This window comes from Streptomyces sp. NPDC056527, assembly GCF_042794475.1.
Taxonomy (GTDB): Bacteria; Actinomycetota; Actinomycetes; order Streptomycetales; family Streptomycetaceae; genus Streptomyces.
This window is the reverse complement of the sequence record NZ_JBHTTQ010000001.1, coordinates 45,692-71,088: the sequence shown is the minus strand read 5'-3', so window position 1 is coordinate 71,088 and position 25,397 is coordinate 45,692. Positions and strand designations below refer to the sequence as shown.

The following is a 25,397-nucleotide window of genomic DNA, read 5'->3' as shown; positions in this document are numbered from 1 at the left end:
CGGCCGAACATCTGGCGCTTGAGCATCTTGATCCGATTGACGTGGCCTTCGACGACTCCGGAGTTCCAGGGCAGCGTCAGGCCGGCGATGACCGCGTCGCGGTCTCGGTCGATATGCCGACCGCGAGAGTGTGGAGACTGGAAGGTCGTCCCGGCGGACGGCGTCGAGCCACTGCGGGAGTCGTTCCCTCTGGCGCGCGGTGAGCATCTGGGCGAAGGACCGGACGTGACCGGTCAGGGCATCGAGTTCGGGGCAGTTGGCCAGGACGGCCTGGAGCCGGAGTTGCTCGATCTCGGTCAGCGTCTCGGGTCGGCTGAGGATCCATCTCGTCACCACGCGGGGTGCCGGCGGCTGCGCGGCGACCGGCCGCGTTGAGGTGCGCTTCTCTCGCAGGTAGGCGCTGACCCGGCCGTAGCTGCCGCGATAGCCCAAGGGAACGATCTCCTCCCAAGCCTCCAGGCGTTGGTGCAGCCCTCGTCCCAACGTTCGTCCAGGTAGGGCTTGCACGTGTCGAGGACGGAGGTCCTGTTGTGCTGCCACTGACCGCGAAAGAGGTCTTCCGGCTTCGCAGCGTTGGCGAGGCTCTGGACGGTGCGGTGGGTCATTTGGAGCTGGCGCCCGATGGAGCGGCGGCTGTGGCCGGCTTCCAGCAGCGCGTGGACCGTGGCGTGCCGGGCTCGGACGCGATTGGCGAACCGCTCGCTCCGCCACGGAGAGTCCGCCTTCTCCTCGGGCGGCGCCGGTGGTTCGTCCTTCCCCTCGCGATCAGGGACCAGGACTCGAAGGCACTGGCGGTGGCGGGCGACAGTTCGCTCAGCAGCCTCCCCGAGGTTGTGCCACAAACGCCGGCGGTCAGCGACCTGCGTCGCCTGGGGTGCCCCGGCAGTGGCACCTTCCGCTAAGAATGGCGCGCGGTCCCGGCAGACGAGCTCGATCCCTGGCCGCTGGGCGAGCCATGCGGCCGGGCTCGATGCTTCTCGATCAGGCAGGAGATCAATCGGCCGACGGGTCTCGACGTCCACCAGGACAGTGCCGTAGCGGCGGCCCTTGCGGGTGGCGTACTCGTCGACGCCGACCACCCGAGGCGTCGGCACCTCCGGCTCGGGCAGCGCCTCGACCAGGCGCAAGACCGTACTCCGGCTGATGGACATGCCGAGCACGGCAGCCAGACGGGCGCCGGCTCGACCAGCCAGGGCGAGGCCGACTGCGGTCACGATGGAATGCAGTCGCTCGGTGCGCTGGCCATGCCTGCGGGTGAGGCCGGATATCTGCTCCACGAACGTCTGACGTGGGCACTTGGTGCTCCCGCACCGGAACCGCCGGACCCGCAGCTGGAGTACGACCCTTCGTCCGGCACTCGGGACATCAGCGAGAAACCGCAGGGAGAAGCTGTGAACCCGGGTCCAGCAGACTCCACATCCCGGGCAGACGGCGCCGGCCGTGGTGCACTCCGCATCAAGGCGCACCTTCTCAATATCCACGTCCACCGACAGCACCGCGATGTCCGCGATCGCCGGGAACAACAGCGCCTTCAGCCTGAGTACAACGTCTTCCACGACCCGGACTGTCAGCCCAGCGGCACTGACCACCGTCCGTTTTCGGGCGACTTCGTACACCGTCCGGAGACGCTCAGCCCTCACTCACCGGCCACTGCACGGAAGCTGAGCCAGAACCCGTCAACCGACAGCGTTTGTTCGTGGATTCCGGCGGCGTTCAGTGATCACCGGCACTCGAGATGTTCACGGGAAATAGCGGCAGCACCTTGCTCGTCCCGCTCGTCGGCCGGCTTCGGAGATCGGTCGTGATCGTTCGGCGGAAAAGGAGCCGTGCCGTCTGGGACAGAGGTGACACCATGCGGTGTCATGGCAGATGACAGCACCAGTACGTTTCAGGCGGGCCAGACGGGGCTCATCGTCCGGATCCCGGAGGCGGAGCCGTCTGTCCGCGGGTGGCGTGAACGGCTCGACCTCTCAGCCCAGACTGGGGTTCCAGCCCACGTCACCGTGCTCTTCCCGTTTCTCGATGAGAGCCGAATAGATGCGCTCGTCTACTCCGCTCTCGCGGACGTGCTGGGCGGCCACCAGGCCTTTGATCTGCGGTTCGAGAGGTGCGGACGGCTCCCGGAAGTGCTGTATCTCGTCCCCGAGCCTGACACGCAGTTGCGGAAGCTCACGGAGGCGATCGCTGACCGTTGGCCCGAGGCTCCGCCGTACGGCGGTCGATACGCCGAGATCGTGCCGCACCTGACCATCGCTCAAGGTCAGGAAGACGCCGTCCTGGAGGGGATCGAGACCGACCTCGCCTGCAGGCTCCCATTCACGTCTCACGTCGCGTCGGTCGATCTCATCGTGCACGACGGCGTGAAGTGGCAAGAACGGGCGTCGTTCGCACTCGGAGAATAAAGCTGGTCAGAGGCTTGGCTGGCCCGCTGCCCCATGAGGCAGCGGACCAGCAAGGGGGCGCCTGCTCAAATTGACGGGCCTGGATCTGGCAGCTTCCCGCTCCCGCGGGGATAGACCCGGGTCGACTACGGCATGCAGGCCGCCGCCGATGCTCGGCCGTACGGGGCTGAGCCTCCCGGGCGGCGCGCTCTGCCGCTTCGCCTGATCGCGGGCAGCGAGCAGCGAGCAGCGCCTGGCGTGCGACGTCGACACCGGTGGGCTGCGGAGCCCACAAAGCCACCGGCGCCGCACTGAGTCCACCTGGTCGAACCGCCGGTGGGATCGGGAGTGGGCGAGGACGCGGTTGCCGCCGTCCTCGACGCTGACGATCCCGCCGGTCGGCGTCGTGAGCGTCTGCACGAGGGATGCCAGGTCGTCCTGGCGGTGGGCGTCCGGGTCGGCGGGGACCAGGGGGTGTCGAGGACCGCCGGGGTGATCGCCTCGACCTGTTCCCAGCGCGCCTCGTCGTCGACGCCGAAGAGCACGATCCCGCATTCGGTGGCCGCGTCGCGGAGTGCCTCCACAGCCTCGTCGTTCGGTCCGGTCTTGACGGCGACCGCCGCCGGCGTGCGCCGAGCCGATCAGCAGGGGTATCGATGTCTCGCGGCGCGGCAAGCAGCTCGATGTGCGGGCGGGCGAGGGCAGGAACCAGGTGCCGCAGTCGGGCACCCCCGGCATCGTGGGAAGGTATGACGGATGGGTGCATGGCGGTCTTCGGGACGGACGACGAAGCATGGACGCTAGCCGCGGCGAGGGGGTGTGTTCCGTTTGTCGAGGCGAACAACGTCGTCCTGTCCCCACCAAGCCCGAGATCACGATCGAGTCCTCCACCCCGGCCGCCGCCGTCCTCGACGCCGACCGCGCCCCCGGCCCGGTCGCTCTCACCGCCGCCGCCGAGGAGGCGGTGCACCGCGCCCGTGCGACCGGCATCGCCGCTGTCGGCGTCCACCGGACCGTCCACACCGGCGCCATCGGCTACTACGTGTCCAAGATCGCCGAACAGGGCCTCATCGGCATCGGCTTCGTCGCCGGGATGCCCAACATGGGCTACACCGGTGTCAAGGGCGCCGTCGTCGCCACCAGCCCCCTCGCCATCGCGGTCCCCGCCGCCGACCACGCCCCGCTGCTCCTCGACATGGCCACCGCCACCATCGCCCTCGGCAAGATCCGCCAGGCCAAGGCGGCCGGAACCCCCCTGCCCGAGGGCGCGGCCGCCACCGAAGACGGCACGCCCACCACCGACCCGGACAAGGCAGTCATGCCCCTACCTCTGGGCGGAGCCAAGGGCTCGGGCATGTCACTCGCCTTCGAGCTCCTGACCAGCGTCCTCGTCGGCGCGCCGATCTTCTCCGCGTTCCACTCGGACGCCCCCCAGGGCCGCAAGCACCGCCAGAACGCTCTGCTCATCGCCCTCGACCCGGCGGCCTTCGGCGGCACGGAGACCTTCATCCAGTCGGTGGACGCCACCCTGTCCACCCTCAAGACCCTGCCCCCGGCAGACGGTTCCGACGCTGCCTTCTACCCCGGTGAACGCAGCGCCGCGACCGCCGCCGACCGCACAGTCCGCGGAATCCCCGTCGCCCCCAAGGTCTGGAAGCAACTGACCGAGGCAGCGGCGGACCGGGGCGTCGCCCTGCCTGCCACCGCCGGCTAACGAGCCGGCGGCGAAAGCCCAGGGCACAGGGAAGCCGCGCGCAGCTCTCCGGAGGGGTGAGGACTGCGCGCGGCGCGGCTGTGACCAGGAGCGCTGGTTGGCACTGGGCTCTGTCTCTGACCTGCGGAGATGCCAACCATCATTCGTCGCGTCGCAACCAATCGACGAAGTCTTCCTGGCGCACCGGTAGACGACCGCGGCACCCTCCCGCACCAGGAGTGACAGGCGAGGCCTCCGCGCGGCGCCAGCCGATGATGTAACGCCTGCTACATTCTCGGGCGTGACGAACACTGAGCAGGCGGCGACCCGGTGGCTGATCCTGGTGATCAAGCTGCCTGCAGACCCTTCCCGGCACCGTGTGGCGGTGTGGCGGGAGCTGCGCAAGATCGGGGCCCTCTCGTTGGGCCAAGGTGTCTGGGCGGTGCCGGAGGTGCCCGTCTTCGCCGACGGAGTACAGCGCGCCCTCGAACTCACCGACATCGGCGGCGGCCAAGGCATGACGCTTCAGGCGTACGGCCGCTCCGATACGGACGCGGCCCTCTTCCGGGAGATGTTCACCGCGGCCCGCTCGGCGGACTGGGCGGAGTTCCTCGCGGACTGCGGCAAATTCGAGGAGGAGATCGCCAAGGAGATCCGGATCGCCAAGTTCACCCTCGCCGAACTGGAGGAAGAGGAGCAGAGCCTGGAGCGGCTGCGGCGCTGGCACCGCGATCTGACCGCTCGTGACGTCTTCGGCGCCCCCGAGGCAGCCGAGGCCGGCGAACGGCTCAAGCGGTGCGCCGCCGTCTGCGACGACTACTCCGAGCGTGTCTTCAGCGCACTGCACTCCACCGACGAGGACTGATCGTGACCACTCAGCCCATAGCCCCGGCCGCCCCGAGACAGGCCATGTGGCCTCTGTACGCCGCCGGGTTCACCACGGCCTTCGGCGCCCACGGCATCGCCGCCAACCTCGGCGGCTTCTCCGAGGACGCCGTCACTTCCCTCCTCGTCCTGGGCGGATTGCTCGCCCTGTACGACGGCGCCGAGGTCGTTCTCAAACCCGTCTTCGGCTCGCTGGCCGACCGTATCGGGGGCAAGCCGGTCCTCCTGGGCGGTCTGATCGCCTTCGCCGGAGCCTCGGCGCTGTACGCGATCGCCGACAGCCCCGGCTGGCTGTGGGCCGCCCGCCTCGGCCAGGGCGCCGCCGCCTCCGCCTTCTCCCCTTCGGCCTCCGCCTTGGTCGCCCGTCTCAACCCGGCCGCCAAGCGCGGCCGTGCGTTCGGCAGTTACGGCTTCTACAAGTCCATCGGCTACACCCTGGGCCCCCTCCTCGGAGGCGTCCTGGTGTGGGCAGGCGGCCTGCGCCTGCTGTTCACGGTGATGGCCGTGTGCGCCGCGGCCGTTGCAGTGTGGGCCGCGCTCGCAGTGCCCGTCGTGCCTCCGCTGCCCCGAAAGCGGCAGACCGTGGCTGACCTTGCCCGCCGCCTGGCCGACCGATCCTTCCTCGCACCGACCGCCGCGCTTGCCGCTGCCACCGCCGCACTCTCCGTGGGCGTGGGCTTCCTGCCCGTCTCCGGGGCCGCGGCCGGGCTCGGCACCGTGGCCACCGGCGCTGCCGTTTCGGTCCTGGCCGCCACAGCCGCCGTCGTCCAGCCCAGGACCGGCCGAGCCCTCGACGCCGGGCGTCTGACCACGCGCACCGGATTGCTCACCGGACTCCTCATCACGGCCGCCGGTCTCGCGGCCGCCATGCTGCCCGGTCTTGCCGGGGTCCTGCTGGCCGCCGCCCTCATCGGCACCGGCACCGGGCTGATCACCCCGCTCGGCTTCGCCGCCCTGGCCGCCTCCACCCCGGAGGAGCGTATGGGCCAGACCATGGGATCGGCCGAGCTGGGCCGCGAACTCGGTGACGCCGGCGGCCCCCTGCTGGTCGCCGGCATCGCCACCGTCTCGACCCTTGCCTCCGGCTATGCGGTCCTCGCCGTCCTCCTGGCAGCAGGCCCATTGCTCGCTCTGGCGCTCCGCCCCCGCACGGCACAAGAGCCGACATAGTCCCGAGTACCCGCAGGGTGACCGTCGAGAAGTTTCATCCTCTGATGAGGCTGCTAGCGACCCATCCCGCGACCCGTCCCAACGGGTCTGCTAGACCGCAGGCCGGGCACCGGGTGCGGCGAGGGTGGTGCAGATGTCGTCCCCGGTGCAGGTGTCCGGATCGGTGACGGCGGCGCGCTGGGCGAGGCCGCGCAAGGCTTCGCGGGTCTTGGTCAGCTCCGCCAGGCGGGGCTCGATGTCGAGGAGACGCTGGTCGATCAACTCGGTGACGTGCGCACAGGGGGCCTGGCCACCGTCGCGCAGGGCGAGGATGGAGCGGATCTCCGCGAGAGTGAGGCCCGCGCCCTGCGCGTCGCGGATGAAGGCGAGCCGCGCGGCGGTCTGCTCCGGAAGGTCGCGGTAGCCGCCGGGAGTGCGAGGCGGGGCCGGCACCAGACCGGCCTGCTCGTAGAAGCGGATGGTCTTCGCGGTCAGCCCGGCCGCCGCCGCGAGGTCTCCGATACGCATGCCTCCAGGTATGCCTTGACCTTCCAGTGCACCGGAAGGTCTAGCGTTCGGGGCAGGACGATGAGCTGGGAGGACGGCATGCGGATCACGGTGCTCACGGTGCCGGAGTGCCCGAACGCCCCGCTGGCGATGGAGCGGGTCACCACCGCACTGGCCTGCCGGGCGGCGCAGGTGGAGCTGGTCGAGGTCCACGACCAGGTGCAGGCCGCCGAGCTCGGGATGAACGGCTCGCCGACGATCCTGCTGGACGGCGTGGACCCGTTCGCGTCGTCCGGCGCAGTGCCGAGCTTGTCGTGCCGCCTGTACCGCGACGCGGACGGCACAGTGACCGGGGCACCGAACGTGGCCGCGCTGCGCGAGGCACTGACCGGCGCGGGCCTGGAGGAGGCCACCGCAGCAGGGGACTGCTGCGCGCCGAATGCCCTTGATGTGGTCGGGCGGGCAGGGCGCGGCCGCCGCGCACCGGCCAAGGGCGGTCTGCGGGTGTTGCATCAGAAGGTACTGCGTCACTTCGCCGACACAGGTGCGGCCCCCGCGCCGGAAGTGATGGAGCCGATCGCCGCACAGGCGGGCCGTACCGCTGGACAGGTGCTCGCGGAGCTGGCCGCCGAGGACTTCGTGACCCTGGACGAGGCCGGGGAGATCCGTGCGGCCTACCCGTTCTCCGCCACCCCGACCCGTCACCGGGTAAGGATCGACGGCGGGACCGAGGTGTGGTCGATGTGCGCGATCGACGCGCTCGGCATCCCCGCGATGCTGGACGTGGACGTGGTGATCTCCTCCACGGACCCGGTCACCGGCAAGCCGGTCACCGTCACCACACAGCACGGGGCGACGGTCTGGGACCCGCAGGAGGCGGTGGTGTTCGTCGGACAGCGCCCTGGCGGCGGGCCGGCGGCTACGGCATGCTGCGACGCGCTGAACTTCTTCACGTCCGCCGCCTCCGCCCACGCCTGGGCAGCGGACCACCCCGGCCTCCCCGGCCGCGTGATCGACCAGGCAGCCGCCGAGGACATCGCACGCCAAACCTTCGGCCCACTGCTGGCGCCCTGACCAGGCCAGGTGCCTTGCTCCTGACCGTCGCCGTCCTCGTCCACCCCGGCCGCGCGGTGGTCGCATAGCGGCGGCAGGCCGCCGCCAGCCGGGGCCCAGCGCTTTCAGGTTCGCCTGCTTGAACGCGACAACACCCACGCTGCAGCGGAGCAGGGAGCCCAGCGATATCGAACTCCATGGGCACGCCCGGCAAGCTGCCCCAAATCATTGAGAATCCACTGTTCCCTGAATTCAGGAATCTCTGTACTGTCAACGTGTGCTGACCGTTGCCTCCGACATCGACGTGCTGGCCCGCTTCGGCCGCGCGCTCGCCGACCCGATCCGCTGCCGGATCCTTCTCGCGCTGCGCGAGAAGCCGGCGTACCCGGCCGACCTCGCCGATGCGCTCGGCGTCTCCCGGACCCGCCTGTCGAACCACCTGGCTTGCCTCCGCGACTGCGGACTCGTGGTGACCGTCCCGGACGGGCGCCGTACCCGCTACGAGCTGGCCGACGAACGCCTCGGCCACGCCCTGGACCACCTGCTCGCCGCTGTCGTCGCGGTCGAGTCGGACAAGACCTGCCCGGACTCCGCGACGGAGGGCTGCTGCTGATGGCCGCAATATCCCTCGGGCCGTCCCCGGCCCGCCGCGACGCCCTCGCCAAGCGCATACGACTGCTGGTCGCCGCGACCATCACCTACAACGTCGTCGAGGCCGTCGTCGCGATCACCGCCGGCACGATCGCCTCCTCCACCGCGCTGATCGGCTTCGGCCTCGACTCGATCATCGAGGTCTCCTCAGCCGCCGCGGTCGCCTGGCAGTTCTCCGCCCGCGACCACGCCGTCCGCGAAGCCCGGGAGAAGACCACCCTGCGGATCATCGCAGTCTCCTTCTTCGCCCTCGCCACCTACGTCGCCTTCGACGCCCTGCGGGCTCTGGCCGGCACCGGCGAGGCCGACCCCTCCGTCCCCGGTATCGTCATCGCCGCCCTCTCCCTGGCGATCATGCCGTTCCTCTCAGCCGCCCAGCGCCGCGCGGGCCGCGAACTCGGCTCCGCCTCCGCGGTCGCCGACTCCAAGCAGACCCTGCTCTGCACCTACCTGTCCGCCGTCCTGCTGGTGGGCCTGGTCCTCAACGCCACGCTCGGCTGGTCCTGGGCCGACCCCATCGCCGCTCTGGTCATCGCCGCCATCGCGGTCAAGGAAGGCCGCGACGCCTGGCAGGGCAAGGGCTGCTGCGCACCCACCGCCCATGCCCACACCCCGGCCGCCGTCGGCACAGCCGCGATCGAGACGGACGCATGCGGCTGCAAGCCGGGCTGCTCCTGCTGTTCATGAACTCCTCCCAGCCGATGCTTGGAGGTCCGAACGGCTCCTGCGCGGACCCTCGGTGCCTTTGCCCGAAGCTGGAGGCGTGCCGTAGCGAGCGGAGGTCGGCGGCGGCAAGTATGCGGTCATGACCATCGACCAAGCCCTCGTCCCCCTGCGTTCGACGCGCCCGGCACCCATGGTGTTCGCCACCGGAGCGGCCATCGGTGTCCTGGGCGGGATGATCGGCCTGGGCGGCGCGGAGTTCCGCCTGCCGCTGCTGATCAGCCTTTTCGGGTTCGCCGCGCTCTCGGCGGTCATCCTGAACAAGGCCATGAGCCTGGTCGTGGTCCTGGTCGCGCTGCCCGCCCGCCTGGCAGCGGTCCCGGCCGCCGAGGTCGCCGCCCGCTGGCCGGTGGCGGTCAATCTGCTGGCCGGGAGTCTGCTCGGGGCGTGGGCCGGAGCGGCTTGGGCGGTACGCATGCGCAGTGCCACCCTCTACAAGGTGCTGGCAGCCCTGATGGTGCTCATGGCGGCCGCCCTGGTGGTCACACACACCACCACCATGGGAACGCTGGCGCTGCCGCTGTGGGCGCAGGTGCCCGCCGGGGTCGTGGCCGGCTTCGGCATCGGCGTGGTCGCCGCGATCATGGGTGTGGCCGGAGGCGAGCTGCTGATCCCGACGATCGTGCTGCTGTTCGGAGAGGACATCAAGACCGCAGGCAGCCTCTCTCTGCTGGTCTCCCTGCCGACCATGCTCGTGGCCTTCGCCCGCTACAGCCGCGACGGCAGCTTCGCCGTCCTCGGCGCCAACCTGCGCTTCACCATGATCATGGCCTCGGGCTCGATCGTCGGCGCGGTGCTGGGCGGGCTGCTCCTCGGTGTATTCCCCGATCTGGTACTCATCCCCGCCCTGGCGGCGATCCTGCTCGTGTCCGCCGTCAAGCTCGCCCGTCACGAGTGACGGTACGCAGACCCGACCAGGCTCTGATCCGAGGCGTGTGGCCGGCTCAGTTGCCGCGCGGGGCATACATGATGACCGCCATTCCGGCGAGGCAGACCAGCGCGCCGATGACGTCGAAGCGGTCGGGGCGATAGCCGTCGGCGACCATGCCCCACGCGATCGAACCTGCGACGAAGATCCCGCCGTACGCCGCCAGGACCCTGCCGAAGTTGTCGTCGCTCTGGAAGGTGGCCACCACCCCGTACAGACCCAGGGCGATGACGCCGGCGCCGATCCAGATCCAGCCCTTGTGCTCGCGTACGCCCTGCCAGACCAGCCAGGCCCCTCCGATCTCGAACAGGGCGGCGACGGCGAAGAGGGCAAGGGAGCGGGCAACGAGCACGGCGGAAGCTCTCCGAAGCGAAGGAAGCGGGCGGGAAGGTGATACGTGGTCAGGTGCTCGGGCCGAACAGGTCGATGAGAAGGCTGGAACCGTCGACCGGGGCGCGAACTTCGAGGTGCAGGCGCGAGCCGTCGAGGTGGAGACGGAAGTCGAAGAACGGGCAGCACTGCTGCTCGGCGGCGGCCAGCTCCGCCACCCGGGCGGTCCGCTCGACAGGCAACGTCACGCACCCCCTCGGGCAACGCGACCCGCACCGCCCCGTCGACTACCGCGCGCCACTGGGCGGTCCGCTCGGCGAGACCCTCACCCGTCAGGGAGCAGGCCACCGGCGCCGTGCGCCACGCTCCACCTCTGTCTCTGCCTCGTCGGCCTGTCGGTTGGGCGCGAGCACCACGCCCTCGGGCAACCCACTGCCGCCCGACCGTGCCGGTGAGAGGAAACCTTCGACCCGGGTCGAAGGTCAAGTCCGACCCTGTCCGCTCCTCCTGCGCGGAGGGTCAAGCCGCTCGAGTACTCAGGGCCCTGACCTGACGGAGCGCACCGAGAGATCACATGTCCAGTTGCTGCCGAATGAGCGCGTCGAGTCGCCGCCATGCCGGGGACGATGCGTTGACGGTCCCCTGGATGAGGGCGGGGATGTCGGAGTCCGCGTCCACATGCGGCGGGTCCTCGGCGCCGTAGCGGTCATGGGTCGCCGCGACGATGCGGTGGGCGAGGTCGTCGATGCGGGGATCTTGAGGGTCCAGGTCGTGCGCGTGGTCGTAGTCGAGGAAGAGTTCACGTAGCCGCGGGTCGGCGAGGCTCTCGGCCTGGTCGTGGAAGAGTGCGCTCGCCTGGTCCGGGTGGGTGGCGATGACCAGGATCCACAGGTCGCGCTGCAGGTCCACCCAGCGCGGGCTGAATCCCCACCCGGCCAAGCGTTCCAGATGGGCGGCGACCTCGTCGGGCACCGATAGCGCCTGCCCGGTGGCGAGCCCGCGCAGGCGGTGCTGCGTTGCCTGCAGGTCGCGGATACGGGCGGTGAGCTCGTCGTCGATCTCGTGGAGCGCCTGCTCGAACTCCTCCGAGTTCGCCGATCTCAGCCCGCGGATGCGGGCCAGCGGTACGCCCGCCTCAGCCAGCGTCCGGATCTTGATCAGGTCGATGACGTCGCTCGCGCTGTACCGCCGGTAGCCGGAAGCGTCGCGGTCGGGCTCGGTCAGCAGACCCTTCTCGTGGTACACGCGGACGGTCTTGACCGACACGCCGACGTACCTGGCCAGCTGCCCGATGGTGATCACTCCGCCATCGTCCCACTTGACCCTGCCCCTGGGGCAGGGTCGCACGATGGCGTCATGGAGAACATGAACATCGACCGAGAGACCCTGCGTGAGCTGGCCGACGCGGGCAACGAGACCGCTCTGGACCGGCTGGCCGATCTCGCGGACGAAGCGGGAGACCTGGACGAACTGAGCGAGCTGCTGGACGAGGGTTCCCAGCGCGCGGGGTTCCTGCTCACCCGGCGAGCGGCCGCCGCCGGCGACCCGCGGGAGCTGCAGCGGATCACCGACGCCGGGTACGACGAGGCCGCAAGCGAGCTGGACCGGCTTCTGAAGGCACCAGACGACGGCGGTCGGCACTGACTCGCGCGGTCGGGAGGACTTCGCCGTGCCTTGACCCGTCCCGTACGTGCGGTCCACGAGGCCGGAGAGGAAGACGAGCTACGGAGCCCGGGAGCGAACGCCCCGGACTCGTCCGGCCCGCGGCCACCCCCTTGGTGCCGCGGGCCGGAACGTCCCTCCCGTCGGACGGCCGTCACCGAGCGAAGCGAGGTGTCGGTCCGGGCCGTCGGTCACGGACCTTACGCACGCTGCCCTTGGCAGCCGCGCATCCCTCACACCTCATACCGTCGAACGGACGTCCGATCCCCCGTGAGGCGATCATTCTGGCCATGCTCCGCCCCGCCGACGGGCTTCGTTGACGCTGCCCTGACGCTTCATCAATGCACTTTGACGAGCCTCTGACGACCCGATGTGCCGCCTCGTCAGAGGCTCGTCAAAGCCGTGTCCTCCCTGTCACCATCCGGCCGCAGAGCGTCTAGATTCGCCCTCGGTCGCTCACCGGCCCGGAGACGTCAGTGGCCTGAACGTCCCGGACCGCGGGGGCGCGGACCGCCCTCCCATCCGGCGTCCGCGCCCTCGCACCGCGACCGTGCTGTCCGTCCACAGCCGCGCCGAGTGGGCGGGAGTTCCCGTCCCGCCCGCCCACTCGCGCGCCCGTGGATCGACAGCCCGCCTGCCGTTCCCCCCGCCTCCGCCGTGCGGACGGCCGGGCTTCCCAGAAGGTCTCCCGCGATGCATTCCGCCGCGCCTCGACAGGCGCCCTCGCCTGCCTCACCGCCCGCTCCGCCCCGCCGGCCGGATCCCCGACCCCGGTCCCGCCGCAGACGGTCCGTGCAGGGCGGCCTGCTCGACCCGGTGCAGATGGTGAAGTCCTTCCCGGACGCGCTGCGCAAGCTGCACCCCCGCACCCTGGTCCGGAAACCGGTGCTGTTCGTGGTGGCCGTAGGCTCGTTGCTCACCACGCTCTCCGCCCTGCTCGACCCGTCCGTGTTCACGTGGACCATCAGTGTCTGGCTGTGGCTGACGGTGATCTTCGCGAACCTCGCGGAGGCCGTCGCCGAGGGTCGCGGCCGGGCGCAGGCCGAGTCGCTGCGCAGGGCGCGTACGGACACGGTCGCGCTGCGGCTGCGCGACTGGCGGTACGGAACGGATGTCGACCGGGCCGCGACGGAGGCCGTCGCGGCGACGGACCTCAAACAGCTCGACTTCGTACTGGTCGAAGCCGGCGAGCTGATCCCGGCGGACGGTGACGTCGTCGACGGGATCGCCTCCGTCGACGAGTCCGCGGTGACCGGCGAGTCCGCTCCGGTGATCCGTGAGGCGGGCGGCGACCGCTCCGGAGTCACGGGCGGAACGACGGTCCTGTCCGACCGGATCGTCGTACGGGCCACCTCGCGTCCCGGTCACTCCTTCATGGACCGGATGATCGCCCTGATCGAGGGCGCGCAACGCCAGAAGACCCCGAACGAGATCGCGCTCAACATCCTGCTCGCCGCGCTGACCGTCGTCTTCGTCCTGGTCGTCGTCGCCCTCAAGCCGATGGCCGGGTACGCCGGTGCCGCCCCCTCGACGACCGTTCTCGTCGCGCTGCTCGTCACCCTCATCCCCACGACGATCGGGGCCCTGCTCTCGGCGATCGGCATCGCCGGCATGGACCGGCTGGTGCAGCACAACGTGCTCGCCATGTCCGGCCGCGCCGTCGAAGCAGCCGGTGACGTCAACACCCTGCTCCTCGACAAGACCGGCACCATCACGGTCGGCGACCGCGCGGCCGCCGCCTTCATCCCGCTCCCGGGTGTGGAGGCAGCGCTCCTCGCCGACGCCGCCCAGCTGTCCTCACTCGCCGACGAGACCCCCGAGGGCCGGTCCGTCGTGGCCCTCGCCCAGCGCCAGTTCGGGCTGCATGCGCCCGGCGAGGACGACTTGGCGAACCCCCGTTTCGTGGAGTTCAGCGCCCAGACCCGGATGAGCGGCATCGATCTGCGCTGGGACGGCGGTGCCTGCCACATCCGCAAGGGCGCCACGGCCCAGGTCGTCTCCTGGGTGGAGATGTACGGGGGTACGGTGCCGGCCGAGGCCCATACCTGGTCCGATGCGATCGCCGACGCGGGCGGTACGCCGCTGCTCGTCGCCGTCCACGACGCGGACGGCCCCCAAGTCCTCGGCATCGTCCATCTCAAGGACGTGGTGAAGGAGGGGATCCGGGAACGGTTCGCCGAGCTGCGCCGCATGGGCATCCGTACGGTCATGGTTACCGGCGACAATCCGTTGACCGCGCGGGCGATCGCCCAGGAGGCGGGTGTCGACGACTTCCTCGCCGAGGACACCCCCGAGGACAAGCTCGCTCTCATCACCAGGGAGCAGGAAGGAGGGAAGCTGGTCGCGATGACCGGCGACGGCACCAATGACGCGCCCGCCCTCGCCCAGGCCGACGTGGGCGTCGCGATGAACACGGGGACCTCGGCCGCGAAAGAGGCCGGCAACATGGTGGACCTGGACTCCAACCCGACCAAACTCATCGAGATCATCGAGATCGGCAAGCAACTCCTCATCACACGAGGAGCATTGACGACCTTTTCGATCACGAACGACGTCGCGAAGTACTTCGCCATCATCCCCGCGATGTTCGCGGGCGCCTACCCGGGCCTGGAAGCCCTGAACATCATGGGCCTGCACAGCCCGACCTCGGCCATCACCTCGGCGATCATCTTCAACGCCCTGATCATCGTGGCCCTGATCCCCCTGGCGCTGCGCGGCGTGCGCTACACGCCTGCGTCGGCGCACGACCTATTGCGTCGCAACCTGGCGGTGTACGGGCTCGGGGGCCTCGTGCTGCCGTTCGTCGGAATCAAACTGATCGACCTGGTCATCTCCACCGTCCCCGGCCTGGGGTGAACATCCGTCAGGGCGGCGTCAGAGAAAGCCCTCCGAGCTTGTCCGCGGATGCGGGGCGGGGTTCGATGGACGACATGAACAGCGCGTGGCTCCTGCTCGACCGGCCGCCTCATCAGGCGATGCCGTGTCGCAAGCCCCGCTGTCCGGAGCCGTCCGCCTCTCGCTGACGTGCACTCCGGAGTCGTCGGGGCGCCGTGACCGTACCGGTCCGGCGCCCCTTTCACGTACCACCTCACCTATCCCTGGACGAACCATGTCTTCTTCCCTGTCCGGACATACCGTTCTCGTCACCGGAGCGACGTCCGGCATCGGCCACCAGACCGCGCGGTCGCTCGCCGAGCGCGGCGCCACAGTTCTGCTGCACGGCCGCACCACTGAGGAAGCGCACGCCGCTGTCGACCGGCTCGTCACCCTGTCCGACGTGCCCGCCGACCGGCTCTGCGCCCACGGGGCCGACTTCTCCCGGCTGGAGGAGGTCGAGCAGCTCGCCGCCCGTGTCCTGACCGAGCACCCGCGCCTCGACGTGCTCGTCAACAACGCAGGCATGGCGGCCCCGGAACGACACACCGTGACGGTCGACGGCAACGAGATCGCCTTCCAGGTCAACTTCCTCGCCCACTACCTGCTGACGCATCTGCTGGAGCCCTCCCTGACCGGCGGCTCGGGCGGACGGGTGGTGAACGTGTCCTCCTCGCTGCACCGGACCGGTTCCATCCAGTGGAACGACCCCAACCGGACCCGGCGTTACTCCCGGCTCGCCGCCTACGCCCAGTCGCAGCTCGCCCTGACCGTCTTCGCCGCCGACCCGCGCGTGACCGCCGTCTCCGTGCACCCCGGCATCTGTACCACCAGCCTGATGCCGCTCTACGCCCACGAGGGCGTCTCCCCGGCCGAGGGCGCGGCCCATGTCGTACGCCTCTGCGACCCGGCCGTCGAGATCGTCAACGGCGCCTACTACGACCGGGACCACCGCGTCGAACCGGCGCCCGCCGCCACCGAGGAGCGCACGGTCAAGCGCCTCAACAAGCTCGCCGACGTCCTCGTCGGCCACACCGTCTGACTCAGTCCCCGAAGGGATCCGAACCCACCGATGTCCAAGCGCGCACGCAAGAAGAGAGCACCCGCAAGTAGAAGGCGAACCACGGCCGCAAGGCCGGCCAGCGCTGACCCCGCACGGGGGCGGTCCGACACGGGCCGCCCCCCTCTCCCGTCCCCTGGAGGTTCCCGTGATTCCTCATCCCGCGCTCCAGCCACCGGCCCCCGCCCGTGCCTTCCCCACCGGCGGACGTGGCACCACCGCCCTCGCCGAGCATGTACTGGCCACCGGTCACGGCACGTGGTGGACCGACCGCGCCGCGGGCGGCGGCACCCACCCGGCGATCGCAGCATTCGTGGCGGCGGCGCGAACGGCGGTGGGTGCCACGGGCCGTGCCTCCTTACTGATCGCTTCAGTGAGCTGAGTCGCGGGTCTTGTGCTCAGTGATCTTGTCGGCAGGGTGTCAGGAATGCGTGCTGATCTTGTTCCTGACGACCAGGGTCTAGCGCACGTCCTACGCGTCGGGGTTCTTGCCCGTGGCAGAGGTATTGATGCGCTGGACCTGGAACTTGGCGAACGACTGCAGGTCGTTGTCCTTGGGCAGGGTCTCGCCGAAGACGAAAGCCACGACGGTGCCGACGCGCAGCACCACGCCCGGGCGGTCCCCGTCCGCGTAGGCGTCGGTCTCGTCGGCTCCCGCGTCGACGGTCAGAGGCTTGGCATCGGGCTTCCCGTCGTGGATGTCGGCGACCATCGACTTCATGCCCACTTTGGCGTTGTCGACGGAGTCGTAGGCGAGGAGCTCGAAGTCCACGAACGCCCCGCTCGTGGTGTACCGGCTGCTCCCGTGCGAGGTGAGCCCGGCGCAGCTGAATCGGGCCGCCTGCTCGCAGAGCTTCTGCACTTCGCTCCCGTCCCTGACGACGGGCGAAGCTCCCTTCCAGCCCTTCGGGGCGGCGAGTTCGCTCGGGACGGCCTGGGCCAGCTGAGACGGGTTGAACGGCGCAACAGCGGCGCGACTGTCACCGGTGCCCTCACTGTCACCACTGGTACTGCCTTCCGAGCAGCCCGCCAGTGCCAGTACCAGCGTGATCCCGGCAGCCGCACCGCGCATCGTTCGAAGCATCATCACTCGTTCCCCCATCTAGTGATCATCTATCAGCTGTACTTGGATATCACGGAGTTCGGCTCCGGTCAGACCGGACCGCTTCTCGCCCTGCCCCGAGATGATCACAGCGCAGGGCAAGGAGGCCGGCGTCGCGAGGGCCGGGAAAAGCCCACTTCGCGGCCTAGGGGCTGCCCCTGAACTCGACGCCCGGCCGGGTACGTCCCACCTCCAGAGTGGGAGGTGCCGGCTACTGGCCTTGCCGCTTGCGTTCGACGGCCGCCCCGGGAGGAGTTCCGTCCTGCATACCGTTCGGGGCGATGTCATGGGGCTGGGGCAGGAGCGGAGAGATGTGCGTGATGGATGCGGCGGCCAAAGAGGCTGCCGTCGCTCGGTTCTTCCGCGAGTATCCGCGGCTGGAGCACGCTGCGGGTGACCACCCCGCGCTGCTGGGCTGTGCGGAGACCGACTGGTCGCAGATTCCCGGGTGCCCTGCCGGTATCCCCGCCCTGCTCCGCGCTCTTCTGGATGAGGAAGCCGGCCCCGAGGCCCTGTCCGTGCTGGGCAACGTGTTGATGAAGAGTCGGTCTGAGTCGCGAAGCTCGTCGACCGCCGCCCCACTTCGACTGACCGACGTCAGCTGCTGTCGCGGAGGCTGAGCTGGCGACGGTGGAAGTCGAAGTGCTGGGCGGGGTACCGGTAGAGGTCCGCGAGGGTCATGAAGTCCTTGAAGAACGGGTCCCACCGGACCGGAAAGTGCATGCCCCGTACCAGGTCACGCTCGGACTCGGCCGCGAGTCGCCGCTCCAAGGACCGTGTGATCCAATCAAACGCGACGCCCGTCCTGCAGAGGCCGAAGACTCTCACCGCCCCGCACGGCCCGAGGTAGTTGATGGCATCGAACGGCCGCGTCCCCACGTTCAGCATCCGGGCGAAGCCCTTGCTCGCGCCGCGGGGCAACCGGCTGAAGCCGCGTGCAAGCCCCAGCAGGACGCGGGTGATCACGTAGCCGAAGAACATGTGCCACAGCAGTTCCGCATTGGTCCAACGGGTTCCGCTGGTCGGGCGGGAGAGGTCGGCGGGCGCCGCGCCGTCCAGGAGCATGTGGAAGGTCCGGCGGACCCTCTCGCAGTCGTCGAGGACGGCCTGCCGGTCCAGCGCTGGGCGCTCGCCCTTCATCACGCCGCTCCCGTCCGGATCCGGGGTTTCCCGGGCCTGGATGATTCCCGTCCGAGTGGGCGACCGAACCCTGCGCCTCGTTCAGTCTTCGGCGAGCAGCGGTCCGAACGTCCTTGTTCCGATGGCGACCGCCTCGGCCTGGCTGGTGATGCGGCCCGGGACTTCTGCGTGACGGCGCGCCCACGTCCCGGCAGTGGAGCGGTCGGCGAAGAAGTTCAGGGCGTGGCAGCACAGCTCGGCCGCCGGGCCTTGTCCCGGTCGGCGGCCGACGAAGACGACCGCGCCCTCAGGCTCCCACTGTGCCACGCCGCTGGTGAAGGAGACGGTGACTGGGTGGCCGCTGACCGGATCGCAGGAGGTGACGAGGACATCCTGTCCGAGCATCGCCGCGATTCCGAGGGCGTCGATCGCGCACATCGACCACACCTCAACCCCGTCGCCGAGCCGAACCCGGTGAGACGTCTCCTCCGAAGAGAAGGGGTACGCGGCGCGCACCCTGCCTGCGGGGTCGAGGGCGAGGAAGTCCTCGGCGTCCAGCTCGGCGAGGACGTCGTGGGCGATGCGACCGGCCTCGGCGGCAACCGCCTCGAGATCGGACGCGCTCGGCGCGGAGCCGGTCGCGGCGAAATGCCGCAGCACCGCCTGGAGGACGACACGCAGTCCCCGCTCGGCGGGGGCCCGGCGGCCACGTCCCGCCCGCCCGATCGGATCAAGGAGATCGTCGTCGCAGCACTCCTGCGCGCGGGCGAGCGCCTTCCGCAACGCCTCGACGCTAGGCGCACCAGCGGCCCGGCCCTCCTCGTCCCGGTACAGGCGGCAGGAGACACTGGTCGGCGCCCCGGGCACAGCGAAGACGTCGACGTCGTCGATGAGGACGGTCGGCGAGCCGGTCATGCCCCGACGGGCCGCCTCCGCCTCGTTTCGTACCTCGACCAGCTCCACCGTCGCCTCGCCGCCGTCCAACGCGGAGGTGATCCGCTCTACTGCGAGGGGCGCGCTGGGGCAGTCCGGCACGGTCAGTACGGTGATCCTCGTGGCGCTCAACGGGGGTGACCTTAGACCTTCCAGTGCACTGGAAGGTCAAGCCGTACGCTGGCGGTATGCGCATCGGAGAGCTCGCTGTCCAGGTGGGGCTGTCGACCAAAACGATCCGGTTCTACGAGGAAGCGGGCCTGCTGCCCGAGCCCCCTCGCACCTCAGGCGGCTACCGGGACTATCCGGAGCAGGCAGCTACCCGGCTCTCCTTCGTCCGCGACGCCCAGGCCGCCGGCCTTACCCTCGCTGAGATCCGCTCGGTCCTCGCGCTGCGCGACAGCGGCCAGGCTCCGTGCGCCCAGGTCGGCGCACTCATCGAGCAGCACCTGACCGACATCGAACGCCGCATGACCGAGCTGCGCGAGGCCCGCACCGCCCTGCGCGAGCTGGCCCGCCGGGCCGCTGCGACCGACCCGGACACCTGCGCGGACGGCGACATCTGCACCATCCTGACCCCATCGCGGCTCTCGTCATCGCCGGTGTCGCCCTGAAGGAAGGCCGTGACGCCTGGCAGGGCAAGGGTTGCCGCGCCGTACCCGCCGCCACCGTGTCTTCCTCCGAGGCGGATGCATGTAACTCGGGCGACTGCTGCAGCTAGGGGTGGTGGGGCCTGGCCGAAAGCCCCGGCCTGCCCCCACCGGGCAACTTCAGTCAGCGAGCCGGGCGGTGTAGTCGCCCGCACCCTTGACCGCCGCAACGAGCACGGCGGCGTCCACCTCGGCACCCTCCTCGAAGCGGACGACGGTCCGCCCCTTGCGTACATCTGTCCGCGAGGATCGGACGCCGGCCAGCTCCTCCAGCTCGTCGTCGATGAGCATCCCGCAGCTGGAGCAGTGCATGCCCTCGATGAGGAGCACCAGCTCCACACCGGTCTCGGGTGACTGCTTGGTCTTTCGACTGAACAGGTTCACGATGGGGCCGCCTTACGCGAAGTCGATGGTGCCGGTCTGCATGCCCATGGCGCAGGAGAAGCGCAGCTTCCCCGTCTTGGGGGTGCCGAGGTCGATGGGGGTGTCGCCGTTCTGCTGGACGATCTCCTGCACGCCGAGGGCGGGGATGGTGAAGGCGCGGGCGCAGCCGCCTGCGTCCTTGCCGCGGAGCACCAGAGTGGTGGAGACACCGGCCTTGGCGGAGAAGGCCGTGGTCTCGTAGAAGTCCGTCACGGTGAGGGTGATGATCTGCTTTCCCGAGGCATCCACGCGCACCGGAGAGTCCTGCGGCGCGTCCAGGCCCCTCGGTGCGACGGGCTGCGGACTCGCGGCGACTTCGGGGCGGCGGTCCATATCGAAGGAGGCCCAGCCCCCGGCTTGCACGGCGGAGGCGATCGTCCAAACGGCCACAGCCAGTACGACGACGCCGGTCAGGCTGCGCAGATGCGCCGAGACGGAGCCGCCGGCACGGCGGAAGACGTAGCCGAGGATCGTGAACAACGGGGCGGTGCCGAGGACGAAACCCGCCATCACCGCAGCCCCGGCCAGCGGTGAACCGGAGGTGATCGCGATCAGTTCCACCGACAGGGTCACGCCGCACGGGACGAGGACGGTGGCGAAGCCCACGAGCGCCGGAGTGAGCGCGGACGTGGTCTTGGCGCTGCGCCGCACGAGGCGGCTGAAAGAGGCCGGCGGGCGGGGCACCAGTCGGCCGACAGCCTTGATCCCGAACAGGTCGAGCGCGAACAGCACCATGAACGCCCCGGCGACGATCAGAAGCACCGCTTGGGTACGTGGGCTGGGCTGGAGCGACTTGCCGAAGGCGCCGAGCAGGGCACCGAAGACCGTGTGAGAGAGCAGTTTTCCGGCGAGGAACGCCCCGACCGGGGCGAGGTTGCCGACTGTGGGCGTCGGCATGGGTCCGCCCACGGAAGGCGGGGGTGATGCGGGCGTACGACGGGCTACGGCACCCGCGAGCAGGCCGCCCTGCACGGCGGCACACGAGGCACCACCGGCGAGGAGACCGGTGCCGGCACCGGTGAGGAACAAAGCGAAGGACGACGGCATGCGTCGAGGCTCCTGATTCTGCGACGACGGCACGCGGGCCCGATGAAGTCATGGGCGTGCCGAGGCGGACGAGGACACAGCGGCGCCCGTGAGGTGCCAGGCACTTCACGGGCAGCGCGGTATCAGGTCCGCGACACGCACAGTTCGTGCAGATCAGGAGGGGGAGGCGGGCTCGGCGGAGCGTGGGGCCAGGGCTTGGCCGCCGTGCTGGAGCAGGTTGCTGCCATGGGTGAGGCGAGCGGGTCCGTCAGCGGCTGCACGTTCGGTACGAGGACCGCTTGGGGAGCTGTGCACTGGGAGTCGGCCATCGGGCAGTGCATACCGGCGGCGCCCGAGTCGCCCTTCGCCGCCTCGGCCGGATCATCGGCCGCCGATCCAAGGGTTTCCATGGCCGCCGCCATGGTCATGCTCGGCATCGCTGCAGGCATCGCCATCGCCGAGCGGAGCAGCCCGCCGGTGCAGAACAGCAGGGCGCACACCAACAGCGCGCCGGACCACGTCCGGAGCGTCATCGGCAGGCGTCTCATCACGCCCGCCATGCTAGGGCTGACCGGACTCCGGGCGTTCAGCGGCCCAGCAGGTCGGCGATCCGGCGGGCGGCTTCGCAGATGGGGCGGCCGACACCGATGAGGGGGCGGAGGCGGAGCCGGTGGGCGCCTGACCCGCGCCGCGTACCCCTCAGAGACATCGGCAGATGGGTTCACTGCCGGGGCGGCTCGGCTGCTGCCCTTCCGCGCGGGCGGCGCCCGGGCTTCCTGCGACCATGTGCGCGGCCGCGAGAGTGCCAGGTGACTTCGTGGAGAAGATGCGGGCCGTTGTCGCGAACGTTGTTCACGGCCGTGGAGACGGGCCTGGCGTTGAGCCGGCCGGCCGCTGGCTGGGCGAGCAGGGTGCGGAGGTCTTCCGTGTTCTGGTGGTGGGGGTCGAGCCAGGCGTCGTAGTGGTCGAGACTGACTGAGGGCGAGCGGTATGGGGGTCGACGCGGGGGCCGGCTGCGTCGGTGGCCTCGGTGGTGATGATCGTGCATGTCATCAGCCAGGCGTCGGGGTCGTCGTCGCAGGCGCCCCGGTAGCAGAAGGAGCCCGGGTCCCGGCGACCACACCCGCCGGGACCCGGGTCGGCGCCGGTGCCAGCCTCACCGACCCGCAACCGGGGGGCCGTTGCAAGGGCACGGTTGGAGACGCGCGGGCGAAGCCGCCTCGCCCGGCGGGTGATGACCGCGCTGTGCACATCACCAGGGCACTACGCCGGCGTCCTCGAAGAACTGGCCGGTCGGGCCGTCGTCCGGCAGGGTCGCGAGTTTGATGGCGATCGCCGCGCCCTGTTCGGGGGTGCGCACGCCGCGGAAGCCGTTGAGGTCGGTCGCGACGTAGCCCGGGCAGCCCGCGTTGATCAGGATGTTCGTGCCGCTCAGCTCCCGGGCGTACTGGAGGGTGACTGCGTTCAGGAACGTCTTGGACGGCGAGTACGCCACGGCCACCTGACCCGCCGTCTGCTCGGCAGCGGTTCCTGACTGCCGGCTGAGGGAGCCGACGCTGCTGGACATGTTCACGATCCGCGGTGCAACAGATCGGCGCAACAACGGCATCATCGCGTTGGTGACGCGGATGACGCCGATCACGTTGGTCTCCACGACCGTCCGGATCGTGGCGGGATCGATCCGGGTGGGTTCCTGCGGCATGCCGCCGGCGATGCCGGCGTTGTTGACGAGCACGTCGAGGCGCCCGGCCTGTTCCTCGATCAGCCGTGCGGCGGCGGTGACGCTCGCGTCGTCGGTCACGTCCAGTGGTACGCCGAACGCGTCGACGCCGGCCGCGCGCAGTATCTCCACCGCGACCTTACGGCGCTGATCGTCGCGGGCGCCGACTCCGACGCTCCAGCCGAGGGCGCCCAGGCCCGCGGCGATCTCGTAGCCGATTCCCTTGTTCGCGCCGGTGACCAGCGCAATCGTTCGTTCACTCATGGGGACCATGCTGTCCTCGGACTCCGGCCGGGGTCCAAGACCGATCGGGTGGGCGACGATACCGTCCGGGTATCGATCCGGGGTAGCGTGGCCGGATGGAGACCCGGGAACTGCGCTACTTCGTCGCGGTCGCTGAGGAGTTGCACTTCGGGCGCGCCGCGCAGCGGCTCGGGATCGCGCAGCCACCCTTGTCCCGGGCGATCCAGCAGCTCGAACGCCGGCTCGGGGCAGTGCTACTGGATCGGACCAGCCGCACCGTTGCACTGACCGAGGCCGGTTCGGTGCTGCTGGCCGAGGGCCGGGCGGCCCTCGGCGCGGTCGACGCTGCTGAGCGCCGGACGCGCCGCGCAGCCCTTTCCGCGACCGGCCGTCCCGGCCTGGTCCTGGTGACGAAAGCCAGCGCGTCCCGCGAACTGCTGGCGAAGCTGCTCGACGCGTACGCCGCCGAACCCGGCGCGGTCGCCGTCGACGTCATCCTGTGCGGCCCGGCGGAGCAGGAACGACTTCTGCGCGAGGGCCGGGCCGACGTGGCGCTACTCCACCGTCCGTTCGACTCGACGGCCGGGTTCGACACCGAAGAGCTCAGCACGGAGGGCCAGGTTGTGGTCCTGCCGGCCGGGCATCCGCTCACTGTCCGGACCCAAGTGCACATGGCCGACATCACCGGGCTGCCGGGCCTTCCTCTGCCACGTTGGCCCGGCCCGGACGGCGCCTACCCGCCCGGCCCCGGCCCGCGGGTCCGTGACCACGCGCAGTTGTTGCAGCTCGTCGCGCTCGGCCGGGCTTGCGCGGTCTCACCGGAGTCGTGCCGAGCCCAACTGCCCGGTGACCTCGCCGCCGTGCCCGTGCTGGACGCGCCGGAAGTCACCACCGTGATCGCCTGGCCACCGCACAGTCGGTCCAGAGCCGTCGCCGACCTTGTCCGCACTGCGACACGTCTCCAGTAGTTCCGACATGCCTGGCCGGGTTCCATCCATCGCGGCCCGGCTCGGAGAGATCCACCGAATGATGGATCATGGTGAAAAGTAGCCTCTGCATGTGACAACCAAGACCTGTGGTCACACGGCTTCAGCGGCGGACGCGGGGCATTCCCAGGCCGATCCAGGAGATGATCTCGCGCTGGATCTCGTTGTTCCCGCCCCCGAAGGTGAAGATGACGGCGGAGCGGTAGCCGCGTTCGAGTTCGCCGTGGAGGACCGTACCGGCGGAGCCTTCCTTGAGGGCGCCCGCCGCGCCGACGATCTCCATCAGCCAGGCGTAGGCGTCGCGGCGGGCCTCGGAGCCGTAGACCTTGACCGCGGAGGCGTCCTGGGGGGTGAGGGTGCCCTGCTGGACGGCGTTCACCATCTGCCAGTTGAGGAGTTTCATCGCGTCGAGCCTGGTGTGCGTACGGGCGAGGCCGCGGCGCACCCAGCCGAGGTCGATCACGCGGCGGCCGTCGGCGAGCTTGGTGTCGGAGGCCCAGCGCTGGACGTCGTGCAGGGCTCGGATCGCCATCGTGCCGTGGGCGGCCAGGGTGACGCGCTCGTGGTTCAGCTGGTTGGTGATCAGTCGCCAGCCCTTGTTCTCCTCGCCGACACGGTGGGAGACGGGGACGCGGACGTTCTCGTAGTAGCTCGCGGTGGTGTCGTGCGAGGCGAGGGTGTTGATGAGCGTGCAGGAGTAGCCGGGGTCGCTCGTCGGGACCAGCAGCATCGTGATGCCCTTGTGGGCCGGGGCGTCCGGGTCCGTGCGGACGGCGAGCCAGACCCAGTCGGCCGTGTCGCCGTTGGTCGTCCAGATCTTCTGTCCGTTCACGACGTACTCGTCGCCCTCCCTGACCGCGCGGGTCTTGAGGGCCGCGAGGTCCGTGCCGGCGTCGGGTTCGCTGTAGCCGATGGCGAAGTCGATCTCCCCGGAGAGGATCTTCGACAGGAAGTTCGCCTTCTGTTCCTCGGTGCCGAACTGCATGATCGTGGGACCGACGGTGTTCAGGGCCATCAGCGGCAGCGGGACGCCGGCCTGGGCGGCCTCGTCGAAGAAGATGAACTGTTCCATCGGGCTCAGTCCGCGCCCGCCGTACTCGGTGGGCCACCCCACCCCGAGCCAGCCGTCGCTGCCGAGCCTGCGCACGGTCTCGCGGTAGAAGCGCTTCTGGGCGGCGGGATCGGCGTACCGGGCGTGGACGTCCTCGGGTACGAGTTCGGCGAAGTACGCGCGCAGTTCCGCGCGCAGGCGGTGCTGGGCGGGCGTGTACTCGAGGTGCATGGGGGCCTCCCGTGGCA

27 protein-coding genes and 2 pseudogenes are annotated in these 25,397 nt (G+C 70.2%); 15 read left to right on the top strand and 14 right to left on the bottom strand.

The genetic code is table 11. The features are described from left to right. Positions 1-329 precede the first annotated feature (329 nt). Positions 330-1,556 carry an ISL3 family transposase gene (locus tag ACFQ7Q_RS00355; protein WP_383547635.1) on the bottom strand — a complete coding sequence of 409 codons (1,227 nt, stop codon included), beginning with the start codon at positions 1,554-1,556 and terminating at the stop codon, positions 330-332. Between the two features lie 306 nt (positions 1,557-1,862). On the opposite strand from ACFQ7Q_RS00355, the gene ACFQ7Q_RS00350 reads away from it, so the two are divergent. The 4 genes from ACFQ7Q_RS00350 to ACFQ7Q_RS00335 all read left to right on the top strand — a co-directional run bounded on the left by ACFQ7Q_RS00350 (position 1,863) and on the right by ACFQ7Q_RS00335 (position 6,129). Beyond that, a complete protein-coding gene (locus ACFQ7Q_RS00350; RefSeq protein ID WP_383547632.1) occupies positions 1,863-2,402 on the top strand; it encodes a 2'-5' RNA ligase family protein in 540 nt (179 codons plus the stop codon). A 772-nt stretch (positions 2,403-3,174) separates the two neighbouring features. After that, the gene (locus tag ACFQ7Q_RS00345; protein WP_383547629.1) at positions 3,175-4,095 is read left to right on the top strand and encodes an Ldh family oxidoreductase; all 921 of its coding nucleotides are present in this window, start codon (positions 3,175-3,177) and stop codon (positions 4,093-4,095) included. Between the two features lie 280 nt (positions 4,096-4,375). Beyond that, a complete protein-coding gene (locus ACFQ7Q_RS00340) occupies positions 4,376-4,939 on the top strand; it encodes a Chromate resistance protein ChrB (protein WP_383547626.1) in 564 nt (187 codons plus the stop codon). Between the two features lie 44 nt (positions 4,940-4,983). Then, positions 4,984-6,129: an MFS transporter gene (locus tag ACFQ7Q_RS00335; RefSeq protein ID WP_383548300.1), complete on the top strand. Its 1,146-nt coding sequence runs from the start codon at positions 4,984-4,986 to the stop codon at positions 6,127-6,129. Positions 6,130-6,219: 90 nt separating this feature from the next. On the opposite strand, the gene ACFQ7Q_RS00330 is transcribed toward ACFQ7Q_RS00335, so the two are convergent. Then, complete coding sequence (locus tag ACFQ7Q_RS00330; RefSeq protein ID WP_383547624.1) at positions 6,220-6,636, bottom strand: heavy metal-responsive transcriptional regulator; 417 nt, start codon at positions 6,634-6,636, stop codon at positions 6,220-6,222. A 60-nt stretch (positions 6,637-6,696) separates the two neighbouring features. Here ACFQ7Q_RS00330 and ACFQ7Q_RS00325 point away from each other — a divergent pair, with 60 nt between their 5' ends. The 4 genes from ACFQ7Q_RS00325 (at position 6,697) to ACFQ7Q_RS00310 (ending at position 9,940) form a co-directional block, all read left to right on the top strand. Then, positions 6,697-7,689 carry an alkylmercury lyase family protein gene (locus ACFQ7Q_RS00325; protein ID WP_383547621.1) on the top strand — a complete coding sequence of 331 codons (993 nt, stop codon included), beginning with the start codon at positions 6,697-6,699 and terminating at the stop codon, positions 7,687-7,689. A 256-nt stretch (positions 7,690-7,945) separates the two neighbouring features. After that, complete coding sequence (locus ACFQ7Q_RS00320) at positions 7,946-8,281, top strand: ArsR/SmtB family transcription factor (RefSeq protein WP_383547618.1); 336 nt, start codon at positions 7,946-7,948, stop codon at positions 8,279-8,281. Beyond that, entirely contained in the window at positions 8,281-9,006 is a 726-nt protein-coding gene (locus ACFQ7Q_RS00315; RefSeq protein WP_383547616.1) for a cation transporter, read from the top strand. The genes ACFQ7Q_RS00320 and ACFQ7Q_RS00315 overlap by 1 nt, the downstream gene beginning before the upstream one ends. Before the next feature lie 118 nt (positions 9,007-9,124). After that, positions 9,125-9,940, top strand: coding sequence for a TSUP family transporter (locus ACFQ7Q_RS00310; protein WP_383547613.1), 816 nt, complete (start codon positions 9,125-9,127; stop codon positions 9,938-9,940). A gap of 46 nt (positions 9,941-9,986) precedes the next feature. Here the strand turns inward: ACFQ7Q_RS00310 and ACFQ7Q_RS00305 are convergent, their stop codons facing one another. The 3 genes from ACFQ7Q_RS00305 to ACFQ7Q_RS00295 all read right to left on the bottom strand — a co-directional run bounded on the left by ACFQ7Q_RS00305 (position 9,987) and on the right by ACFQ7Q_RS00295 (position 11,602). After that, the gene (locus ACFQ7Q_RS00305; protein ID WP_383547610.1) at positions 9,987-10,322 is read right to left on the bottom strand and encodes a YnfA family protein; all 336 of its coding nucleotides are present in this window, start codon (positions 10,320-10,322) and stop codon (positions 9,987-9,989) included. A 49-nt stretch (positions 10,323-10,371) separates the two neighbouring features. Then, positions 10,372-10,548 carry a hypothetical protein gene (locus ACFQ7Q_RS00300; protein WP_383547607.1) on the bottom strand — a complete coding sequence of 59 codons (177 nt, stop codon included), beginning with the start codon at positions 10,546-10,548 and terminating at the stop codon, positions 10,372-10,374. 322 nt (positions 10,549-10,870) lie between these two features. Continuing rightward, positions 10,871-11,602 carry a MerR family transcriptional regulator gene (locus tag ACFQ7Q_RS00295; RefSeq protein ID WP_383547604.1) on the bottom strand — a complete coding sequence of 244 codons (732 nt, stop codon included), beginning with the start codon at positions 11,600-11,602 and terminating at the stop codon, positions 10,871-10,873. Positions 11,603-11,656: 54 nt separating this feature from the next. On the opposite strand from ACFQ7Q_RS00295, the gene ACFQ7Q_RS00290 reads away from it, so the two are divergent. From ACFQ7Q_RS00290 to ACFQ7Q_RS00275, 4 genes are all read left to right on the top strand, one after another. Then, positions 11,657-11,944 (top strand): hypothetical protein, encoded by a 288-nt coding sequence (locus tag ACFQ7Q_RS00290; protein WP_383547601.1) that lies wholly within the window; start codon positions 11,657-11,659, stop codon positions 11,942-11,944. A gap of 711 nt (positions 11,945-12,655) precedes the next feature. Then, on the top strand, positions 12,656-14,818 hold the full coding sequence (gene kdpB, locus ACFQ7Q_RS00285; RefSeq protein WP_383547598.1) for a potassium-transporting ATPase subunit KdpB: 2,163 nt from the start codon (positions 12,656-12,658) through the stop codon (positions 14,816-14,818). Positions 14,819-15,071: 253 nt separating this feature from the next. Continuing rightward, positions 15,072-15,878, top strand: coding sequence for an SDR family NAD(P)-dependent oxidoreductase (locus tag ACFQ7Q_RS00280; protein WP_383547595.1), 807 nt, complete (start codon positions 15,072-15,074; stop codon positions 15,876-15,878). A gap of 166 nt (positions 15,879-16,044) precedes the next feature. Beyond that, positions 16,045-16,278: a hypothetical protein gene (locus tag ACFQ7Q_RS00275; protein ID WP_383547592.1), complete on the top strand. Its 234-nt coding sequence runs from the start codon at positions 16,045-16,047 to the stop codon at positions 16,276-16,278. A gap of 90 nt (positions 16,279-16,368) precedes the next feature. Here ACFQ7Q_RS00275 and ACFQ7Q_RS00270 read toward each other — a convergent pair whose 3' ends face one another. The 3 genes from ACFQ7Q_RS00270 to merB form a co-directional block, all read right to left on the bottom strand. Then, positions 16,369-16,968: a hypothetical protein gene (locus ACFQ7Q_RS00270; protein ID WP_383547589.1), complete on the bottom strand. Its 600-nt coding sequence runs from the start codon at positions 16,966-16,968 to the stop codon at positions 16,369-16,371. A 627-nt stretch (positions 16,969-17,595) separates the two neighbouring features. Then, the gene (locus ACFQ7Q_RS00265; protein ID WP_383547587.1) at positions 17,596-18,138 is read right to left on the bottom strand and encodes a DinB family protein; all 543 of its coding nucleotides are present in this window, start codon (positions 18,136-18,138) and stop codon (positions 17,596-17,598) included. 81 nt (positions 18,139-18,219) lie between these two features. Next, positions 18,220-19,182 (bottom strand): organomercurial lyase, encoded by a 963-nt coding sequence (gene merB / locus ACFQ7Q_RS00260; RefSeq protein WP_383547584.1) that lies wholly within the window; start codon positions 19,180-19,182, stop codon positions 18,220-18,222. Between the two features lie 56 nt (positions 19,183-19,238). On the opposite strand from merB, the gene ACFQ7Q_RS00255 reads away from it, so the two are divergent. Continuing rightward, positions 19,239-19,664: a heavy metal-responsive transcriptional regulator gene (locus tag ACFQ7Q_RS00255; protein WP_383547581.1), complete on the top strand. Its 426-nt coding sequence runs from the start codon at positions 19,239-19,241 to the stop codon at positions 19,662-19,664. Beyond that, positions 19,625-19,771, top strand: a pseudogene (locus tag ACFQ7Q_RS00250) (cation transporter); the annotation flags it as partial. The gene ACFQ7Q_RS00255 and the pseudogene ACFQ7Q_RS00250, both read left to right, overlap by 40 nt. Positions 19,772-19,820: 49 nt before the next feature. Here the strand turns inward: ACFQ7Q_RS00250 and ACFQ7Q_RS00245 are convergent. The 5 genes and pseudogenes from ACFQ7Q_RS00245 to ACFQ7Q_RS00225 form a co-directional block, all read right to left on the bottom strand. Then, positions 19,821-20,084, bottom strand: a complete 264-nt coding sequence (locus ACFQ7Q_RS00245) for a cation transporter (protein ID WP_383547578.1) — start codon at positions 20,082-20,084, stop codon at positions 19,821-19,823. A gap of 12 nt (positions 20,085-20,096) precedes the next feature. Next, a complete protein-coding gene (locus ACFQ7Q_RS00240) occupies positions 20,097-21,170 on the bottom strand; it encodes a sulfite exporter TauE/SafE family protein (RefSeq protein WP_383547575.1) in 1,074 nt (357 codons plus the stop codon). 122 nt (positions 21,171-21,292) lie between these two features. After that, positions 21,293-21,700 carry a DUF6153 family protein gene (locus ACFQ7Q_RS00235; protein WP_383547572.1) on the bottom strand — a complete coding sequence of 136 codons (408 nt, stop codon included), beginning with the start codon at positions 21,698-21,700 and terminating at the stop codon, positions 21,293-21,295. A 269-nt stretch (positions 21,701-21,969) separates the two neighbouring features. Next, positions 21,970-22,226: pseudogene (locus ACFQ7Q_RS00230) on the bottom strand (SOS response-associated peptidase family protein); the annotation flags it as partial. A 175-nt stretch (positions 22,227-22,401) separates the two neighbouring features. Next, positions 22,402-23,133 (bottom strand): SDR family oxidoreductase, encoded by a 732-nt coding sequence (locus ACFQ7Q_RS00225; RefSeq protein ID WP_383547569.1) that lies wholly within the window; start codon positions 23,131-23,133, stop codon positions 22,402-22,404. Between the two features lie 95 nt (positions 23,134-23,228). On the opposite strand from ACFQ7Q_RS00225, the gene ACFQ7Q_RS00220 reads away from it, so the two are divergent. Beyond that, on the top strand, positions 23,229-24,080 hold the full coding sequence (locus ACFQ7Q_RS00220; protein ID WP_383547566.1) for a LysR family transcriptional regulator: 852 nt from the start codon (positions 23,229-23,231) through the stop codon (positions 24,078-24,080). A 121-nt stretch (positions 24,081-24,201) separates the two neighbouring features. Here the strand turns inward: ACFQ7Q_RS00220 and ACFQ7Q_RS00215 are convergent, their stop codons facing one another. Then, positions 24,202-25,380, bottom strand: a complete 1,179-nt coding sequence (locus tag ACFQ7Q_RS00215; RefSeq protein WP_383547563.1) for an acyl-CoA dehydrogenase family protein — start codon at positions 25,378-25,380, stop codon at positions 24,202-24,204. Positions 25,381-25,397: the final 17 nt, after the last annotated feature.

What these genes read in the sequence shown, in the direction of transcription:
- ACFQ7Q_RS00325 (WP_383547621.1), top strand. Translation starts at nt 6,697, where the DNA reads ATGAGCTGGGAGGACGGCATGCGGATCACGGTGCTCACGGTGCCGGAG.
- ACFQ7Q_RS00215 (WP_383547563.1), bottom strand. Translation starts at nt 25,380, where the DNA reads ATGCACCTCGAGTACACGCCCGCCCAGCACCGCCTGCGCGCGGAACTG.
- ACFQ7Q_RS00330 (WP_383547624.1), bottom strand. Translation starts at nt 6,636, where the DNA reads ATGCGTATCGGAGACCTCGCGGCGGCGGCCGGGCTGACCGCGAAGACC.
- ACFQ7Q_RS00335 (WP_383548300.1), top strand. Translation starts at nt 4,984, where the DNA reads ATGTGGCCTCTGTACGCCGCCGGGTTCACCACGGCCTTCGGCGCCCAC.
- ACFQ7Q_RS00225 (WP_383547569.1), bottom strand. Translation starts at nt 23,133, where the DNA reads ATGAGTGAACGAACGATTGCGCTGGTCACCGGCGCGAACAAGGGAATC.
- ACFQ7Q_RS00290 (WP_383547601.1), top strand. Translation starts at nt 11,657, where the DNA reads ATGGAGAACATGAACATCGACCGAGAGACCCTGCGTGAGCTGGCCGAC.
- kdpB (WP_383547598.1), top strand. Translation starts at nt 12,656, where the DNA reads ATGCATTCCGCCGCGCCTCGACAGGCGCCCTCGCCTGCCTCACCGCCC.
- ACFQ7Q_RS00350 (WP_383547632.1), top strand. Translation starts at nt 1,863, where the DNA reads ATGGCAGATGACAGCACCAGTACGTTTCAGGCGGGCCAGACGGGGCTC.
- ACFQ7Q_RS00240 (WP_383547575.1), bottom strand. Translation starts at nt 21,170, where the DNA reads ATGCCGTCGTCCTTCGCTTTGTTCCTCACCGGTGCCGGCACCGGTCTC.
- ACFQ7Q_RS00345 (WP_383547629.1), top strand. Translation starts at nt 3,175, where the DNA reads ATGGACGCTAGCCGCGGCGAGGGGGTGTGTTCCGTTTGTCGAGGCGAA.
- ACFQ7Q_RS00310 (WP_383547613.1), top strand. Translation starts at nt 9,125, where the DNA reads ATGACCATCGACCAAGCCCTCGTCCCCCTGCGTTCGACGCGCCCGGCA.
- ACFQ7Q_RS00315 (WP_383547616.1), top strand. Translation starts at nt 8,281, where the DNA reads ATGGCCGCAATATCCCTCGGGCCGTCCCCGGCCCGCCGCGACGCCCTC.
- ACFQ7Q_RS00265 (WP_383547587.1), bottom strand. Translation starts at nt 18,138, where the DNA reads ATGAAGGGCGAGCGCCCAGCGCTGGACCGGCAGGCCGTCCTCGACGAC.
- ACFQ7Q_RS00280 (WP_383547595.1), top strand. Translation starts at nt 15,072, where the DNA reads ATGTCTTCTTCCCTGTCCGGACATACCGTTCTCGTCACCGGAGCGACG.
- ACFQ7Q_RS00220 (WP_383547566.1), top strand. Translation starts at nt 23,229, where the DNA reads ATGGAGACCCGGGAACTGCGCTACTTCGTCGCGGTCGCTGAGGAGTTG.
- ACFQ7Q_RS00255 (WP_383547581.1), top strand. Translation starts at nt 19,239, where the DNA reads ATGCGCATCGGAGAGCTCGCTGTCCAGGTGGGGCTGTCGACCAAAACG.
- ACFQ7Q_RS00270 (WP_383547589.1), bottom strand. Translation starts at nt 16,968, where the DNA reads ATGCGCGGTGCGGCTGCCGGGATCACGCTGGTACTGGCACTGGCGGGC.